This window comes from Nonomuraea turkmeniaca (assembly GCF_005889735.1).
Taxonomy (GTDB): Bacteria; Actinomycetota; Actinomycetes; order Streptosporangiales; family Streptosporangiaceae; genus Nonomuraea; species Nonomuraea turkmeniaca.
Genome location: NZ_VCKY01000026.1, coordinates 17,066 through 32,880, shown reverse-complemented (window position 1 = coordinate 32,880; position 15,815 = coordinate 17,066). Strand labels below are relative to the sequence as shown.

Sequence of the window (15,815 nt, the reverse complement as noted above, 5' to 3'; positions counted from 1 at the left end):
CTAGCCCGGCTCGGCCGGCCGTTTCTTTCCTCATGGTGGCCTTTGTTGTTCCCGGACTGCACGGCACAGGACGTGTCCGCCCGCCGCCGTGGTCTCCGCGCGAGAGGCGAGCTGAGTGGCGACACACCCGCGCCGACCTCCGGTTATGTGCGGTTGTACGCTGTGCTGCGGTGTTCGGGCGGCGGTGACCGCATCGCAGGGCGGAGTGGTATGGAGCGGTCCAGTTGTGATCTTCGTTTCGCGGTGCTCGGGCCCGTACGAGTCTGGCGGAACGGGTCGGAACTCGAGCTCGGGCCTCCACAACAGCGGGCCTTGCTGGCGCTGCTGCTGGCAGGCTCGGACCGGGCGGTGACCGTTGAGGACATCGTGGACGTGCTCTGGCGGGACGATCCCCCGGCGAGCGCGGTCAACATCGTGCAGCGCTACGTCGGCAAACTGCGCAGGCTGCTCGACCCGGAGTTGCCGCCGCGTTCGGAGGGGACTCTGCTGGTGCGCAGCGGGGGCGGATACCGATTGGGGGCGGCCGCCGACGACGTGGACCTGCTGGTCTTCCGGCGCGGTGTGGACCAGGCCCTGCGCGCGGATGCGGCGGGGGACTCCGAGCTGTGCGTGCGGTTGCTGGTGGAGGCGCTCGGCCTGTGGCAGGGGCCGGTGGCGGCCAACGTGGAGGTGGACGTTCGCATCCATCCGGTGTTCGTCGCGCTGGAGCGGGAGTATGTGAGCGCGGTGCGCCAGGCTGCGGACGTGGCGCTGCGCGCCGGTGCTCCGGGGCGGGCGTTGGTGGCGGTGCAGCGGGCGGCTGAGGCGTATCCGCTGGACGAGTCGTTGCAGGCCAGGCTGATCCGTATGCTCGCGGCCACCGGACAGCAGGCGGCCGCGTTCACCGTCTTCCACGCCCTTCGAGAGCGGCTCGCGGACGAGCTGGGCGTCGACCCGGGTCCTGAGGTGCGTGCGGCGCACGACGCCGTCCTGTCCGAGTCCGCCACACCTCCCGCGCAGCCCGCACAGCCTGTACGTCCCGCGCCGGGGCTTCCCGCGGTGGTGCCGGCCCAGTTGCCCGTGGACGTGGCGGCCTTCACCGGCCGCCACGAACAGGTCGCGGAGCTGCTCGAACGGGTGCCCGGCGCACACCAGACCGTTCTCATCAGCGCGATCGGCGGCATGGCCGGAATCGGCAAGACCACGCTGGCGATCCACGTCGCGCACCGGCTCGCCGGCCGCTTCCCCGACGGCCAGCTCTACGTCAACCTGCGCGGCTTCGACCCGACCGAAGAGGCCCTGGGCCCGGCCGACGTGCTGCGCGGATTCCTGGAAGCCCTCGACGTGCCGCCTGAACGCGTGCCGTCGGGCCTGGACGCGCGCGCGGCGCTGTTCCGCAGTTCGCTGGCCGGGCGGCGGATGCTGATCCTGCTCGACAACGCGCGCGACACCGCGCAGGTGACGCCGCTGCTGCCGGGCACCCCGGGCGCGCTCGTCCTGGTCACCAGCAGGAACCACCTGCTCGGGCTGGTCGCCATGCACGGGGCGCATGCGCTTGCCCTCGACGTGCTGCCGGTCGATGAGGCACGCGACTTCCTGGCCCGGCGGCTGGGCGAGGCCCGGGTGGCGGCCGAGCCGGACGCGGCCGAAGAGATCATCGCCCTGTGCGCGCGGCTGCCGCTGGCGCTGGCGATCGTGGCGGCCCGCGCGGCCGCGAACCGCGCCTTCACCCTGTCGTCCATCGCGGCCGAGCTGCGCCACACGGACGGCAGCCTGCACGCGTTCACCGGCCCCGACACGGCCATCGACGCCAGGACCGTCTTCTCCTGGTCCTATAGGACGCTCAGCGAGCCCGCGGCCCGGCTGTTCCGGCTGCTCGCCGTTCACCCCGGCCGCGGCGAGGTGGGCCTCGACGCAGCCGCCGCGCTCGCCGGCGCCCCGGCCAGGACGCTTCTGGCCGAGCTGGTCGCGGCCAACCTCCTTACCGAGACATCGCCAGGGCGGTACGCCTTCCACGACCTCCTGCACGCCTACGCCGCCGAACTCACCGACGAGGGCGAGGGCCGGAAGGCCCTGCAGCGCGTGCTGGACTACTACCTGCACACGGCCCATGCCGCCCACCTAGCGATCGCGCCGTTGACTAAAGGGATCACGGTGGAGCCGCCCGTGCCAGGCGTCCCGGAGACCCGCTTCGCCGACGAGGAGCGGGCGGAGACCTGGCTGCGTACGGAGCATCGCGCGCTGGTCGCCGCCATCCAGACGGCGGCGCGGTCGGGGTTCGACAGGCACGCCTGGCAACTGGCCTGGGCGCTGACGGAGTTTCTTGAGCGGAGGGGCTATCGGGAGGAGGCGCTGGCCACTCATCGGACGGCGCTCCAGGCCGCCGAACGGCTGGGGGACGTCGGCGCGCAGGCTCACGCGTATCACAGCCTGGGCGGCGCAGCGAGCGACCTGGGGCGCACGCACGAGGCGCTCGAATACGTCTACCGCGCGGTCGAACTGTTCGGCAGAGTGGGCGATCTCGACAACCAGGCGCAGGCCATGCGCTACGTCTCCTACGAGCTCAACAGGCAGGGACGGACGACGGAGGCGTTGGCCCTCACTGAGCAGGCGCTTGAGCTGTTCACCGTCAGCGGCGACGCTCGCGGGCAGGCGGCCACGCTCAACGACGTCGGCTGGTACCACATGCAGCTCGGTCACTTCCAGCAGGGCCTGGAATGTTGCCAGAGCGCGGTCGAGCGACTGGCGGAGCTGGGATTTCGCCGGGGCGAGTCCGCGGCGTGGGACAGCGTCGGGTACGCCAGGCACCGGCTCGGGCAGTTCCAGCAGGCCATCACCGCCTATCGGCGCGCGGCCGAGCTACGCCACAGCATGGGTGCCCGTCATCCCGAGGCATCGTCGCTCCGGCGACTGGGGGATGTGCACATGGACGCCGGAGAGCGCGAGGCCGCGCGCGAGGCGTGGCAGGCCGCCCTGACGATCCTCACCGACCTGCGCCATCCGGCGGCAGACGAGATCAGCGCCAAGCTGGCAGCTCTCTGAACAGCCCTGTCACAGATCTCGCACAGTTCATACACAGGGTCCTTCCTAGGCTCGGTACGCCAAGGAAGGACCTACTTCATGATGGATGCCGCCTTCCGGGCAGGCATAGCAGTCCGCCCTGTTCCGGGTCTGTTGCGGGTGCGTGTCACTCTTGCTGAGGGGAGCGCAGGTTGAGCATGGTGTTGACGACCGCTTCCGTTCCTGACCGGGACAAGGTCGCCTACTGGAACGACGCGGTGAGCAGAACACTGGTGCCGATGACCGTCGTCCCGCAGGGCGACGGGCCGTTCGACGGCCGGATCACGACCGACCGCCTCGGGTATCTCCGGGTCTCGACCATGGAGGCGGACGCGAAGCGGATCAGCCGCACGCCGACGCTGATCGCGCGCTCGTCGGAGGCGTACGTGGCCATCGGGGTCCAGGTGTCGGGCCCGGCGACCTTCATCCAGGATGGCCGGCGGGCCGAGGTGGGCGAGGGGGATCTGGTGGTGTACGACACGACGAGGCCGTACTTCTTCGACTATCCGCAACGGTTCTCCACGCATGTCTTCCAGCTGCCCCGCCGTGTCCTGGGCGTTCCGGAGGCCGACATCCGGCGGGTCACCGGCACCGCCATCGGCACCACGGACGGCTTCGGCTCGATGCTGGTGCCTTTCCTGGCCACGCTGGCCGCCTCGGCCCACGCCTACACGCCGGCCGTGGCGGACCGATTGGCGGGCAACGTGGTCGACCTGTTCTCCACCCTGGTGGCCGAGCGGACCAACCAGGTCACCCTGGAGGCGGACACCGCCCGTGCCCACCTCGTCCTGCAGGTGCGCGATCACATCAACCGGAATCTGGGCGATCCCGATCTGTCGCCGGAGAGCATCGCGCAGGCGCTCCGGATCTCCATCCGCTACCTGCACCGGGTCTTCGAGGGTGAAGGGATCACGGTCGGCCGGCTCATCCAGCACAGGCGCCTGGAGGAGTGCGGGCGCGAGCTGGCTCGCCGCGGCAGGACGGTGCCCACGGTGTCAGTCGTGGCCCAGCGATGGGGATTCGTCAATCCCGCCCACTTCAGCCGTGCCTTCCGCGCCGTCTACGGGGTTTCCCCTCGTGAATGGCGCAGCCTTCGCACCGTCGAAGCAGAAGGCAGGCCGGGGCCGGACCCCTCTGCGGAGGCCCGCCTGCCCAGCGCCGATCAGCGGTGATCTCCGCGCCCGGCTTGAGTGAACGGCAAGGGGCCGCGACGATGTCCAGCCGCGGACGACGATGGTCTGCCGAGCAGATAAGGTGCCTGTTCGAAACATTGAGGGCCGCCACGTGCTCCCGGCGGCGCTGCCCCGGTCCCGCCACCGGTGGCATCGCGACCGCCGCCGGCCGGGCACACGGTGGCGGGCTCCCACCGTCCGCCGACCTGGCACCTGGAGAGCCCGTCCGCCTCAGGCCTTCATGGCCTTCTTGGCAGGAGACCATGTGAGCGACACAGCTTCGCCGTTCGATCGGCACCCGGTCCTGGATCGCCCATCCCGGGCATTCCTGGACGGCCACGTCGGTCCGTCGTCACTGGGGGGCGCGGATCTGGACCTGGAGCGGGCGCGACTGGCCCTGGTCGAACTGCAGGGCGGAGACCGTCTCCCCGAGGACGCGGACACGTCGGCGGAGTGGTTCGCCCTGCCGGGCGGGCCGACCGGACATGTGCGGGTGCAGGTGGTCAAGCCCGCCGACAGCGTCGGCGACATCCCCGTCGTGCTGTTCCTGCACGGCCTGAGCTGGTCCCTGGGGGACGCCGGCACACACAAACGCCTGGTACGCGAATTCGCTCTCGGCACGGACGCGGCCGCGGTATTCGTGGAGTACGAGCGTGCCCCGGAGGCCCGCTATCCGGTTGCCCTGGAGCAGTGCTACGCCGCCGCGAAGTGGATCTACGACCGAGGTGGCGAGATCGGCCTGGACGGACACCGGATGGCCGCGGTGGGTGACTCGGCCGGGGGCAACCTCGTGGCGGCTCTGACCCTGCTCGCCAAAGAACGGGGAGGAGTACGGCTGGTGCAGCAGGTGCTGTTCTGCCCGATCACCGACGCCGACTTCGACACCTCCTCCTACCGGGAGTTCGCCGAGGGATACTTCCTCAGCCGCGAGACCATGCGCGGGTTCTGGGACCAGTACCTGCCGGACATACAGCGGCGGAGCGAGGCCACCGCGTCACCGCTGAGGGCTTCCCTGGAACAGCTCACCGGCCTCCCTCCGGCGCTGGTGGTCACCGGCGAGGCCGACGTGGTCCGCGACGAGGGCGAGGCATACGCGGCCAAGCTACGGGCGGCCGGAGTGCCGGTGGTGTCCATGCGCTACCACGGAACCATCCACGGCTTCATGGTGCTCGATCCCCTGCACGGCACGGACGCCGCCCGCGCCGCCGTCATCCAGGCCATCGACACCCTCCACGTCGTCCTGCACCGTTTCCGCGGCTGACTTCTCGTTACCCGGGCACGGGCGGGACGCGTGACATCCCGCCGCACGGATGACCCGCCGCCGTACGCTGCTGACCTGACGAAACCGACGCCTGCTCGTCCTTCTCCTGGTGCGGCACTTCCGGGCAAGAAGCAGTGCGCTTCCGGGCAACAGGCGGCAAGAGATCCCCTCTAACGTCATGGGCATACGGGCCGGCACATGTCACCAACGCCCGGCCCCGGCCACCGACAGCCGATGCGGTCTGCCCGGCGCCCTTCCTCCTACCGGCCTGGGCGTGGTCCCGAGCGCGCGCACCCGCTACCACCATTGACATCTAAGGAGCACGTCCATGCCGTACATCACCGTTGGTCAGGAGAACTCCACCTCCATCGACCTGTACTACGAGGACCACGGAACCGGGCAGCCGGTCGTCCTCATCCACGGGTTCCCGCTCGACGGACATTCCTGGGAACGGCAGACCGCCGTGCTGCTCGATGCGGGATACCGCGTGATCACTTATGACCGCCGTGGGTTCGGCCGTTCCAGCCAGCCGACGACCGGCTACGACTACGACACCTTCGCGGCCGACCTGAACACCGTGATGGAGACCCTCGATCTGCGGGACGCCGTCCTGGTCGGCTTCTCGATGGGCACCGGTGAGGTCGCCCGGTACGTGTCCGCCTACGGCACCGCCCGCGTGGCCAAGGCCGCCTTCCTGGGCGGGCTGCCTCCCTTCCTGCTCAAGACCGACGACAACCCCGCCGGGGCCGCCCCGAAGGAGTTCTTCGACGGCGTGATCGCGGCCGTCAAGGCGGACCGCTACGCGTACTACAGCGACTTCTTCAAGGACTTCTACAACCTGGACGAGAACCTCGGCACCAGGATCAGCGACGAGGCGGTCCGCAACAGCTGGAACGTCGCGGCGGGCGGCGGCTCCTTCGCCGCCGGCGCCGCACCCTCGACCTGGTACACCGACTTCCGGGCCGACATCCCGGCCATCGACGTGCCGGCCCTGATTCTGCACGGCACCGCCGATCGCATCCTGCCCATCGAGGCCACCGCCCGCGCCTTCCACCGCCTGCTGCCCGCCGCGACGCTCGTGGAGATCGAGGGCGCCCCGCACGGCCTGCTGTGGACCCACGCCACCGAGATCAACCAGGCCCTGCTCGACTTCATCAAGTGAGCCGGCAGCACATCCGTACGTCGCCGTCTCACGACAGTAAGGGACCCACGATGACACGGCGCACCCGGCGTCAGGCCATCGGCGCTGTTCGGCACCGGGGACAAGAACATCCCGCCGGCCGCGCTCAGCTTCATGGCCGAGCGTGCCGACGCGCGCGCCACCGTCACGGTCAAGGGCGCTTCTCACGCCGTGCCGGTCTCCCACCCCGACGCGGTGACCCACCTGATCGAGCGCGCCGCCACCAGCCGCTGATCCCGCGGATTCCCTTCTCACACGTGGAGCAACCATGAACAAGCCTGTCCTCGAACCCGCCGCGCGAGCCTTCGCCGAAGCCACCGCGCAGCCTCCCTTCCTGTTCCAGCTGCTGCCGAGCGAGGGCCGCAAGGCCGTCGACGACGTGCAGTCCGGCCCGGCCGACAAGCCGGCCGTGGACGAGGAGTGGGTGACGATCCCCGGCGGCCCCACCGGCCAGGTCAAGGCCCGCATCGTGCGGCCCGCGGGCCGCACGGGCGACCTGCCCGTGATCATCTACATCCACGGCGCGGGCTGGGTGTTCGGCAATGCGCACACCCACGACCGGCTGGTGCGCGAGCTCGCGGTCGGTGCGGACGCCGCCGTGGTCTTCCCCGAGTACGACCTGTCGCCCGAGCACCGCTACCCGGTCGCGATCGAGCAGAACTGGACCGTGGCGCAGTGGATCGTCACCGAGGGCGCCACCAAGAACCTGGACCCCACCCGGATCGCGGTGGCCGGCGACTCCGTCGGCGGCAACATGAGCGCCGCCCTGACGCTCATGGCCAAGCAGCGCGGCGGACTGCCGCTGCGTCAGCAGGTGCTGTTCTACCCGGTGACCGACGCCTCCTTCGACACCGACTCCTACCACCAGTTCGCCGAGGGCTACTTCCTGCGCCGCGACGGCATGCAGTGGTTCTGGGACCAGTACACCACCGACGAGGCCCAGCGCGCCGAGATCACCGCCTCCCCGCTGCGGGCCTCGCTGGAGGAACTGGCCGGGTTGCCGCCGGCGCTGATCATCACTGGCGAGGCCGACGTGCTGCGCGACGAGGGCGAGGCGTACGCCAACAAGCTGCGCACCGCCGGGGTGCCGGTGACCGCCGTGCGCTACCTGGGCATCATCCACGACTTCGTGATGCTCAACGCGCTGCGCGAAACCCACGCGGCCGAGTCCGCGATCGAACTGGCCGTCGGCACGCTGCGCCGCGCCCTGGCCAAGAGCTGAGACGGGGCCCGCGGGCCCATCCACCTCGAACGCGGCCCGCGTGGGGCGGACGTCGCCCCACGCGGGCCAGGGAGACCTCGCTATGAACACCCCTGACCCCCAGCCCGGCGGCGAGCAGGCCGCACCCGGCGGCCGCTACCACGAGCCGGATCTGCGCCGCATGACGCGCATCAACCTGCGGCCGATCGCCTCCCCGATGCCGCTCGGCTTCTACTCGGTGGCCATCGCGTCGGTCATGATCGCCACCCTCCAACTGGGCTTGTTCCCTCCCGGAGCCCACCGTGCGATCGCCATGACCATCCTGCCGGCGTTTGTCCTGCAGCTCGTGGTGGCGGTTTTCGCCTTCGGCGCCCGCGACGTGATCGCGGCCACCCTGATGGCCTGCTTCTCCGGCATGTGGCTGGCCAGTTCCCTGGTGCTCGCCCTCGACTCCCCGCCCGGCACTTCCGTGCTCGGAGTACTGAACCTGGTCTTCGCCCTGTTCGCCGTCCTGATGGCGAGCGTGGCCAAACCCAAGCGGGCGCTGTGGCTGGTGCTGTGCACGGCCGTGCCCCGCTTCGCCGTCGGCGCGGCCGCCAACCTGACCGGGACGCCGTGGCTGGCCACGATCTCCGGTGTACTCGGCCTGCTGCTGGCCACCGTGGCGCTGTACGCCGCCTTCGCGCTGATGCTGGAGGACATGCGCGGCCAGGAAGTGTTGCCGATCGGCCGTTCTGGCCCCGCGCACCATGCCGTCGAGGGCGACCTGGCGGTCCAGCTGCGCAACCTCGAACGCCAGGCGGGCGTGCGCCGCACCCTGTGATGCACCCCGCTGCTCCCAGATTTCGTGACGTGTGAACGAGAGAGAGCCATGACCTCGATGCCAGTCGCCGGTGTGATCCCTGCCCCCGGCAGTGACGATGGGCCGGTCGCCGACCTCATCGTCCGTAATGCGAAAGTTTTCACCGGAGATCCGCGTACACCCGTAGTCTCGGCGATCGCCGTACGCGGGGGCAGGATCGTCGCCCTCGGCGACGACCGCGACATCGCCGAACACGTCGGAGCCCGCACACGAGTGGTGGACGCTCTGGGACGGCGGCTGATACCCGGGCTGAACGACTCCCACCTGCACGTCATCCGCGGCGGCCTCAACTATGTGCTGGAGCTGCGCTGGGACGGCGTCCGCTCGCTGCGGCAGGCCCTGGCCATGCTGCGTGAGCAGGCGGCCCGCACGCCCAAGGGCCAGTGGATCCGGGTCGTCGGAGGCTGGACGGCCGAGCAGTTCGCCGAACGGCGGATGCCGACCGCGGCCGAGCTGACCGCCGCCGCTCCGGACACGCCCGTCTTCGTCCTGCACCTGTACCAGTCGGCCATCCTGAACCGGGCCGCCGTGCGCGCCGCCGGTTTCACCCGCGACACCCCCGACCCCAAGGGCGGGCAGATCGTGCGTGACCGGGCCGGCGAGCCGACCGGTGTCCTGCTGGCCGCCCCCAGCGCGCTCATTCTGTACTCCACCCTGGGCGGCGCGCCCACGCTCGACGACGCGGACAAGAAGATCTCCACCCGGCACTTCCTACGCGAGCTGCACCGCTTCGGCCTCACCTCGGCCATCGACGCGGCCGGCGGCTTCCAGAACTTCCCCGACAACTACCAGACCGTCATCGAACTGGCCCGCGCCGGCGAGTTGTCCCTGCGCATCGCCTATCACCTCTTCCCCCAGACCGCCGGGCAGGAGCTGGCGGACCTGAAGCGGTGGATCGAAACGGTGCGCCCCGGCGACGGCGACGAGTGGCTGCGGCTCAACGGCGCGGGCGAGAACCTGACCTGGGCCGCCGCCGACTTCGAGAACTTCTCCGAACCACGCCCCGACCTCGCCCCCGGCTACGAGGCGGAGTTCGAGCAGGCAGTACGGCTGCTCATGGAGAACGGCTGGGGCTTTCGCCTGCACGCCACCTACGACGAGACGATCCGCCGCGACCTGGCCGTGTTCGAGAAGCTCGCCGCCGACGGCCTGTTCCCGGCCGGGAACCGGTGGCTGTTCGACCACGCCGAGACCGTCTCAGCCGAAAGCCTGGAGCGCATCGCGGCCCTCGGCGGCACCATCAGCGTGCAGAACCGGATGTCCTTCCAAGGCCGGGCGTTCGCCGAGCGGTACGGCGCCGCGGTCGCCGCACGCACCCCGCCCATTAAGGAGATGCTGGAACAGGGGCTTGCCGTGGCGGCGGGCACCGACGCGACCCGGGTCTCCTCCTACAACCCGTGGGTGGCACTGCACTGGCTGGTCACCGGACGCAGCGTCGGCGGACTCCACCTCTACCCCGCCGACCGGCGCCTTTCCCGAGAGAAGGCGCTTGAACTGTTCACCCGCGCCGGGGCGCGTATCACCGGCGAGCAGGACGTCAAGGGCACCCTGCGGAAGGGGTACTTTGCCGACTTCACTCTGCTCAGCCACGACTACTTCTCCGTCCACGACGACGACATCCCGCACATCGAATCGGTGCTGACCGTGGTCGGCGGCCGCGTCGTGTACGCCGCGGCAGAGTACGAGAGCATGGACGAGCTCATGCCGTCCATCAGCCCTTCGTGGAGCCCGGTCTCCCACTTCGGCGGTTACCAGGCCAGCCCGCCGCCGAGCACCACGGGCGCCCGCCAGGCCGATCGGCTGGGCGAGGCCGTCGCCGATGCGGAACACCACCACCGCTGGCGCGTTACCCGTGGGCTCGCCCCCGAGTCCGCGCCCACGATCTTCGACCCCTGCTTCACCCTCTGACACCACACCGCGTCGGCTCTCGCGCGGCCACATAGTCCAGCGCACGGGCACTTCGCCGCAGGCATCCGGCAAGGCCGTGGCGCGCAGGCCAGACCCGGTAGCGACCACTCTCAGGACGACACTCCGTAGCGGGTGGCCATCGCGGCGGCGCGGTTGCGCAGCGAGGTGCGCAACCACTGCGGGGCCAGGGCTTCCGCGTTCGTGGTGAGCTGCCACAGCGCCCATTCGGCGTGCCTCGGATCTTGGAAGGTCACCTCCAGCCGCAGCCAGCCGTCTGCGTCGGCTTCTTCGGCGCGGACGGCCAGCGCGGTGCCCACCAGGTCCTCCCGCCGCGCCGGGTTCACCCGTACCAGCACGGTGACTTGGTCGCCGCCGGTCCGAAACCGGGTGCTGCGTTCCTGCCAGGCCCGGTCCAGATCGACCCGGTCCGGTCGCTGTGCGGGTTCGGCGAGCTCCTTGGCGGCCAGGACCCGGGACAGCCGGTAGGTGCGGTCCGCGCCAGACCTCGTGGCCAGCAAATAGCCCCGGTCGCGTACGGTGACCAGGCCGATCGGGTCCACCGTACGCCACTTCGGGGTCTGGTCCACGGCCGCGTAGTGGATGCGCAGCTTGTGTCCGGCGAACACCGCGCGCAGGACCTCGGCGACTATGGCGTCTGGCACCTCCTCATCGACCAGCCGACGCGAGAGGAGGTCGGTCTCCGGGTCGATGAGCAATCGCTCGGCCGCGCCGGCCGCGGTGTCCCGATAGCTTTCGGGCAGCGCGTCAACCACCTTGAGCATCGCCGAAGCGAGCGCCGAGCCGAGGCCGAATGCCTGCGCGCCGCGCCGCGATCCGGCGACCAGCAGGGCCAGGGCCTCGTCGTGGTTGAGTCCGGTGAGCTCGGTCCGGAAACCGGGCAACAACGCGAAACCGCCGTGCCGGCCGCGTTCGGCGTAGACCGGGACGCCGGCCGCGGACAGCGCCTCGATGTCGCGCAGCACGGTGCGGGTGGATACCTCCAGCTCGCGGGCCAGCGCGGTCGCGGACAGCCGACCGTGCCGGCGCAGCAGCAGCACCAGCGAGACCAACCGGTCGGCGCGCATGCGAGAACCCTACCGAAATACACGACACAGGATGTCGTGATTTGTTGGGAGGCTCATCAACACGACCAGGGCGGCTACCGAGCCGATGGACGTGCGCAATCACGACGAAACGAATGGAGCTGATGTGGCAATGGAGCGAACGGCGGTCAACCCGTGGGCGTGGTCGGTGGCGATGGGGTACAACCAGGGTGAGATCGTCTCCGGGCACACCCGGACCCTGTACTGCGCCGGGCAGACCGCGATGAGCGGCGACGGCAAGCCCCAGCATGCCGGTGACATGGCGGCGCAGCTGGCGCTGAGCCTCGACAACCTGGAGGCCGTGCTCGGCGAGGCCGGCATGTCCCTCGCGAACCTCGTCCGGCTCAACGTCTACACCACCGACGTCGATCGGCTCTTCGAGCACTACGGCGTGCTGGCGTCGCGGTTGGGCGCCGCCGGGGCGGCACCGTCCACCACGATGCTCGGGGTGGCACGGCTGGCGATCCCCGACTTGATGGTCGAGCTTGAGGGGACCGCCGTCGCATGATGCGACCTCGCCGCCTCCGGCAGGGCTGCCGGTCGAACCGGCACGAGTGTGAGGCGGGTGGGTGATTTCCGGTGCTCAGGGTGGTGACCATCGGCGTCTACGGCGCCCCAACCACCGAGCTACGCCGGCTCCAGTACGCCGAGGATGACCGCCAAGGGGTCGGCAAGCGCTCGCGCCGCGAACTCGCTGCCGAGTACACCCGCCGCTACGTCACCGAGATCCTCGACCGCGCCGACCTCACGCCGATCGTGTCGGAGCTGCCGAGCAGTGGGACCGCAGCGCTGCTCTGTGTCGAGCGCGACCCCGAGGCCTGCCACCGCTCGTTGATCGCCCAGCGGCTGACCGAGCAGCACCACGTCACGATCGAGCACCTGCGCCCGTTGTGACGCGTGAATTCCTGCTCGACCAGATCCGCGCGGATACCCGTGACGCCCTGCCCGCGCAGGGTTCGGTCCGTTCGTTACCTTCTGGCGCCCGCGCCCGTCATACGAGCGACGGCCGTGTACGCCCACGGTCGTCGGACCGACAACGAGATTGGAGACCAGGGTGCTGACGAACATTATGTATGTGACGGTCTACGTCACGGATCAGGACCGCGCGCTGAAGTTCTACACCGAAGGGCTCGGCCTGGAGAAGCGCATCGACTACCCGGGGCCGGAAGGACGCTTCCTCACCGTGGGCGTTGCCGACAGTCCGGTCGAGATCATCCTCTGGTCGCCTGCGCCGGCCGTGGGACAGCCGGTCGAGAAGCGGCCGGGTGTCGCCTCCGGTCCGCTCATCCTCGAGTCGGACGACCTGAGGAAGGATTTCGAGGTGTTTCGCCAGCGAGGCGTAACATTCGATCGGCCCGAACCGGAGGACTACCCGTTCGGCGTGCGCATCGAGGCGGTGGATCCGGACGGCAACCAGATCTCGCTCCGCCAGCAGCGCCGCCGAAGCCGTGCCGATGTCTGACCGGCCGTAGACCGTGCGACGATCCAGGCCCGTCATCACCCATGAGCAAGCAGATCCGAGGAAAACCACAGGATGACTGATACCAGCCGGACGGACCTGCTGGCCGAAGCGTTCGAGGCCCAGCGCGACCGGCTGAGCGCGGTCGCCTACCGCGTGCTCGGATCGCACGCCGACGCCGAGGACGTGGTCCAGGAGGCCTGGATGCGGCTCGCCCGCCAGGACGCGACGACCATCGAGAACCTGGCGGGCTGGCTGACCACGGTGGTTGGCCGGATCAGCCTGGATGTCCTGCGGTCCCGCCAGACCCGCCCCGAGGCGTCCTACGGAGACGGGCTGTCCGAGCTCGTGATAACGGTCGACGACAGCGCTGAGCCCGAGGAAACCGTGTCGCTCGCCGACACGGTGGGGCTCGCGCTGCTCGCCGTCCTGGACGCGCTCGGACCCAGCGAGCGGCTGACGTTCGTGCTGCACGACCTGTTCGCGGTGCCGTTCGCCGAGATCGGCCAGATCCTCGGCAAGTCCGCCGACGCTACCAAGATGATCGCCAGCCGCGCTCGCAGGAAGGTACGGGCAACCGAGCGGCCGTCGATCGTCGGACGAGAACAACGACAGGTCATCAAAGCCTTCCGCGCGGCTGCGACGGGCGGCGATTTCGAGGCGCTGCTGCGCGTGCTCGACCCGGACGTGAGGCTGACCGTCGACACTCCGAGCGGGGTGGTCGTCACCCTCGGCGCCACCCAAGTCGCCACCGGTGCGCGGATGGTCTCCGGCGCAGTCGCACGACATCAAGCGGTGCTCGTCAACGGCCTGCCCGGGTACGTCTCGTGGCGCGAGGACGGAACCCCGCTCTCCATCATCTCGTTCACGGTCACCGGCGGCCGGATCGCCGCCATCGCGATCGTGGCTGATCCCGCCAGGCTGGCATCGATGCACCTGCCAGGCCATGCGTGAGTAACGCTCACCGATTGGTGGAAGGCGGCAGAGCCGACATGTTGCCCCACTTCGGGGCGAACGGGGTCCGGCGCGCTCTGCGCGGATCACGTTGTGGAAGCGGGACCAGGCGGCAGGTGGACCGTCATGATCATGCTGCAGGTTTCGGTGCCCGCGCCGCGATAGACGTGCAGGGTGTCGCCGTGGAACGTGGCGGTCTGTCCGGCTTCGACGGCGTGTTCGGTGCCGTCGAGGGTCAGCGTCATCCGGCCGGAGGTGACACTGACGGTTTCCACGACTCCGGCCTGGTGGGGCTGGCTGGAGTATTCCTCTCCCGGTGCCAACTGCCAGCGCCAGACCTCGACAGGGGCGGGGCCTGAGGTCGTCAGCATGAGCCGGGCCTCACTTCCGCGCTCTCCGGTCCACAGGGGTGCCGCGGCGTCGGCGGCCACGACGCGGATGTGGCCTTCGGGCGGTCCCTGCATCAGGGCGGACACCGAAACGCCGAGGGTGTCGGCCAGGCGGACCAGTGTGGCCAGGTTGGGGTTGCCCTGGGCTTTCTCCAGAGCGACCAGGGCTCCCTTGCTGACCTGGGCGCGCCGGCTGAGCTCCTCCAGGGACAGGCCTGCGCGGGTGCGGGCTGCCCTGACGTTGTGCGCGACCGTACGCAAGGCCGCGGCCGTCTCGGCCATCTGATCATCATCCTCTCCAGCTGGACTAGTGCAATGTACCGTGCGGTCGTTTGATTGGCATGTGGCGGTCGTTTTATTGTACTGTTTGGTCGTTCTAGCGGATAGTAAGGGATGTGCTGTGATCGCTCTGCTGCTGGCCCTGGGCAGCTCACTCGCCTACGGGTGCGCCGACTTCCTTGGCGGCCTCGGCGCCCGCAAGGCGCATGTGCTGCGTACCGTGATGATCGCGGCCCCGGCCAGCCTGGCGGTCGAGCTGCTGCTGTGGCCGTTCCTCGGCGCCTCGTTCAACGCTGCGACCCTCGGCTGGGGCGCCGCCTCGGGGGTCGCCTCGGCCGCCGCGTTCGCCCTGCTCTACCGCACCCTGGCGATCGGTCCGATGAACGTGCTGTCGCCGGTGACCGCGCTGGTGTCCGCCGTGCTGCCCGTCGGTGTGGGTCTGCTGCAGGGCGAGCACCTGTCCGTCGCCGGACTGCTGGGTCTGCCGCTCGCCCTGGTTGCGGTGGTGCTGGTCAGCGCCGGACACGGCGCTGGGTCGGCGCGCCCCTCACGTGCTGCGCTGCTGCTGGCCTTCGGTGCGGGCGCCGCCATCGCCCTTCAGCTGATCTTCTTGCACCAGGCGCCGTCCGACAGCGGGGTGGCTCCACTGATCATCGGCCGGGCGGTCTCCTCAGCCGTCACCCTGGTCGCGGCGGGACTGATGCACCGCAAGCTGGGCCCTGCGCGGCCCGCGTACGCGATGTCGGCAGCCGCGGGTGTGCTGGACTCCGTGGCGAACCTGCTGTTCCTGCTCGCCGCCCGCAACGGGGACCTCGCCGTCGTCGCCGTGATCGTCGCCCTCTACCCAGCCGGTACGGTCCTGCTCGCCCGCGGCGTGCTCGCCGAACGCATCGGCCGCGGCCAGCTCGCCGGCCTGGGCGCCGCCGCCGTCGCCGTCAGCCTCCTCGCCCTGACCTGAGCCAAGCCCGCGTTCGAGCGGATGAAGGCCGATTCGACGTTCTCGCCGTT

General features: G+C 70.1%; 15 protein-coding genes. 13 read left to right on the top strand and 2 right to left on the bottom strand.

Translation table 11 applies throughout. The features are described 5' to 3' along the window. Nucleotides 1-210 precede the first annotated feature (210 nt). The 8 genes from ETD86_RS10595 to ETD86_RS10560 all read left to right on the top strand — a co-directional run bounded on the left by ETD86_RS10595 (nt 211) and on the right by ETD86_RS10560 (nt 10,623). Complete coding sequence (locus ETD86_RS10595) at nt 211-3,021, top strand: AfsR/SARP family transcriptional regulator (protein ID WP_138665953.1); 2,811 nt, start codon at nt 211-213, stop codon at nt 3,019-3,021. Between the two features lie 176 nt (nt 3,022-3,197). Then, nucleotides 3,198-4,211 (top strand): AraC-like ligand-binding domain-containing protein, encoded by a 1,014-nt coding sequence (locus ETD86_RS10590; protein WP_246147836.1) that lies wholly within the window; start codon nt 3,198-3,200, stop codon nt 4,209-4,211. 265 nt (nt 4,212-4,476) lie between these two features. Next, nucleotides 4,477-5,472: an alpha/beta hydrolase gene (locus tag ETD86_RS10585; protein ID WP_246147834.1), complete on the top strand. Its 996-nt coding sequence runs from the start codon at nt 4,477-4,479 to the stop codon at nt 5,470-5,472. A gap of 328 nt (nt 5,473-5,800) precedes the next feature. Next, on the top strand, nt 5,801-6,634 hold the full coding sequence (locus ETD86_RS10580; protein WP_138665950.1) for an alpha/beta fold hydrolase: 834 nt from the start codon (nt 5,801-5,803) through the stop codon (nt 6,632-6,634). A gap of 132 nt (nt 6,635-6,766) precedes the next feature. Then, a complete protein-coding gene (locus ETD86_RS58045) occupies nt 6,767-6,886 on the top strand; it encodes a S10 family peptidase (RefSeq protein ID WP_138665949.1) in 120 nt (39 codons plus the stop codon). A 34-nt stretch (nt 6,887-6,920) separates the two neighbouring features. Next, on the top strand, nt 6,921-7,874 hold the full coding sequence (locus tag ETD86_RS10570) for an alpha/beta hydrolase (RefSeq protein WP_138665948.1): 954 nt from the start codon (nt 6,921-6,923) through the stop codon (nt 7,872-7,874). Between the two features lie 82 nt (nt 7,875-7,956). Then, nucleotides 7,957-8,676, top strand: coding sequence for an acetate uptake transporter family protein (locus tag ETD86_RS10565; RefSeq protein ID WP_138665947.1), 720 nt, complete (start codon nt 7,957-7,959; stop codon nt 8,674-8,676). 48 nt (nt 8,677-8,724) lie between these two features. Continuing rightward, entirely contained in the window at nt 8,725-10,623 is a 1,899-nt protein-coding gene (locus ETD86_RS10560; RefSeq protein ID WP_138665946.1) for an amidohydrolase, read from the top strand. A gap of 110 nt (nt 10,624-10,733) precedes the next feature. On the opposite strand, the gene ETD86_RS10555 is transcribed toward ETD86_RS10560, so the two are convergent. Then, nucleotides 10,734-11,708, bottom strand: coding sequence for a helix-turn-helix transcriptional regulator (locus ETD86_RS10555; protein WP_138665945.1), 975 nt, complete (start codon nt 11,706-11,708; stop codon nt 10,734-10,736). A gap of 130 nt (nt 11,709-11,838) precedes the next feature. Between ETD86_RS10555 and ETD86_RS10550 the strand changes: the two genes are divergently transcribed. From ETD86_RS10550 to ETD86_RS10535, 4 genes are all read left to right on the top strand, one after another. Beyond that, nucleotides 11,839-12,234, top strand: coding sequence for a RidA family protein (locus tag ETD86_RS10550; protein ID WP_138665983.1), 396 nt, complete (start codon nt 11,839-11,841; stop codon nt 12,232-12,234). A 71-nt stretch (nt 12,235-12,305) separates the two neighbouring features. Further along, nucleotides 12,306-12,620 carry a DUF488 family protein, N3 subclade gene (locus tag ETD86_RS10545; RefSeq protein ID WP_138665944.1) on the top strand — a complete coding sequence of 105 codons (315 nt, stop codon included), beginning with the start codon at nt 12,306-12,308 and terminating at the stop codon, nt 12,618-12,620. Nucleotides 12,621-12,801: 181 nt separating this feature from the next. Next, the gene (locus tag ETD86_RS10540) at nt 12,802-13,188 is read left to right on the top strand and encodes a VOC family protein (protein WP_211369960.1); all 387 of its coding nucleotides are present in this window, start codon (nt 12,802-12,804) and stop codon (nt 13,186-13,188) included. A gap of 72 nt (nt 13,189-13,260) precedes the next feature. Then, nucleotides 13,261-14,139: a sigma-70 family RNA polymerase sigma factor gene (locus ETD86_RS10535; protein ID WP_138665943.1), complete on the top strand. Its 879-nt coding sequence runs from the start codon at nt 13,261-13,263 to the stop codon at nt 14,137-14,139. 86 nt (nt 14,140-14,225) lie between these two features. On the opposite strand, the gene ETD86_RS10530 is transcribed toward ETD86_RS10535, so the two are convergent. Next, the gene (locus ETD86_RS10530; protein ID WP_138665942.1) at nt 14,226-14,810 is read right to left on the bottom strand and encodes a helix-turn-helix domain-containing protein; all 585 of its coding nucleotides are present in this window, start codon (nt 14,808-14,810) and stop codon (nt 14,226-14,228) included. Nucleotides 14,811-14,928: 118 nt separating this feature from the next. Here ETD86_RS10530 and ETD86_RS10525 point away from each other — a divergent pair, with 118 nt between their 5' ends. Continuing rightward, the gene (locus ETD86_RS10525; protein ID WP_138665941.1) at nt 14,929-15,765 is read left to right on the top strand and encodes an EamA family transporter; all 837 of its coding nucleotides are present in this window, start codon (nt 14,929-14,931) and stop codon (nt 15,763-15,765) included. Nucleotides 15,766-15,815: the final 50 nt, after the last annotated feature.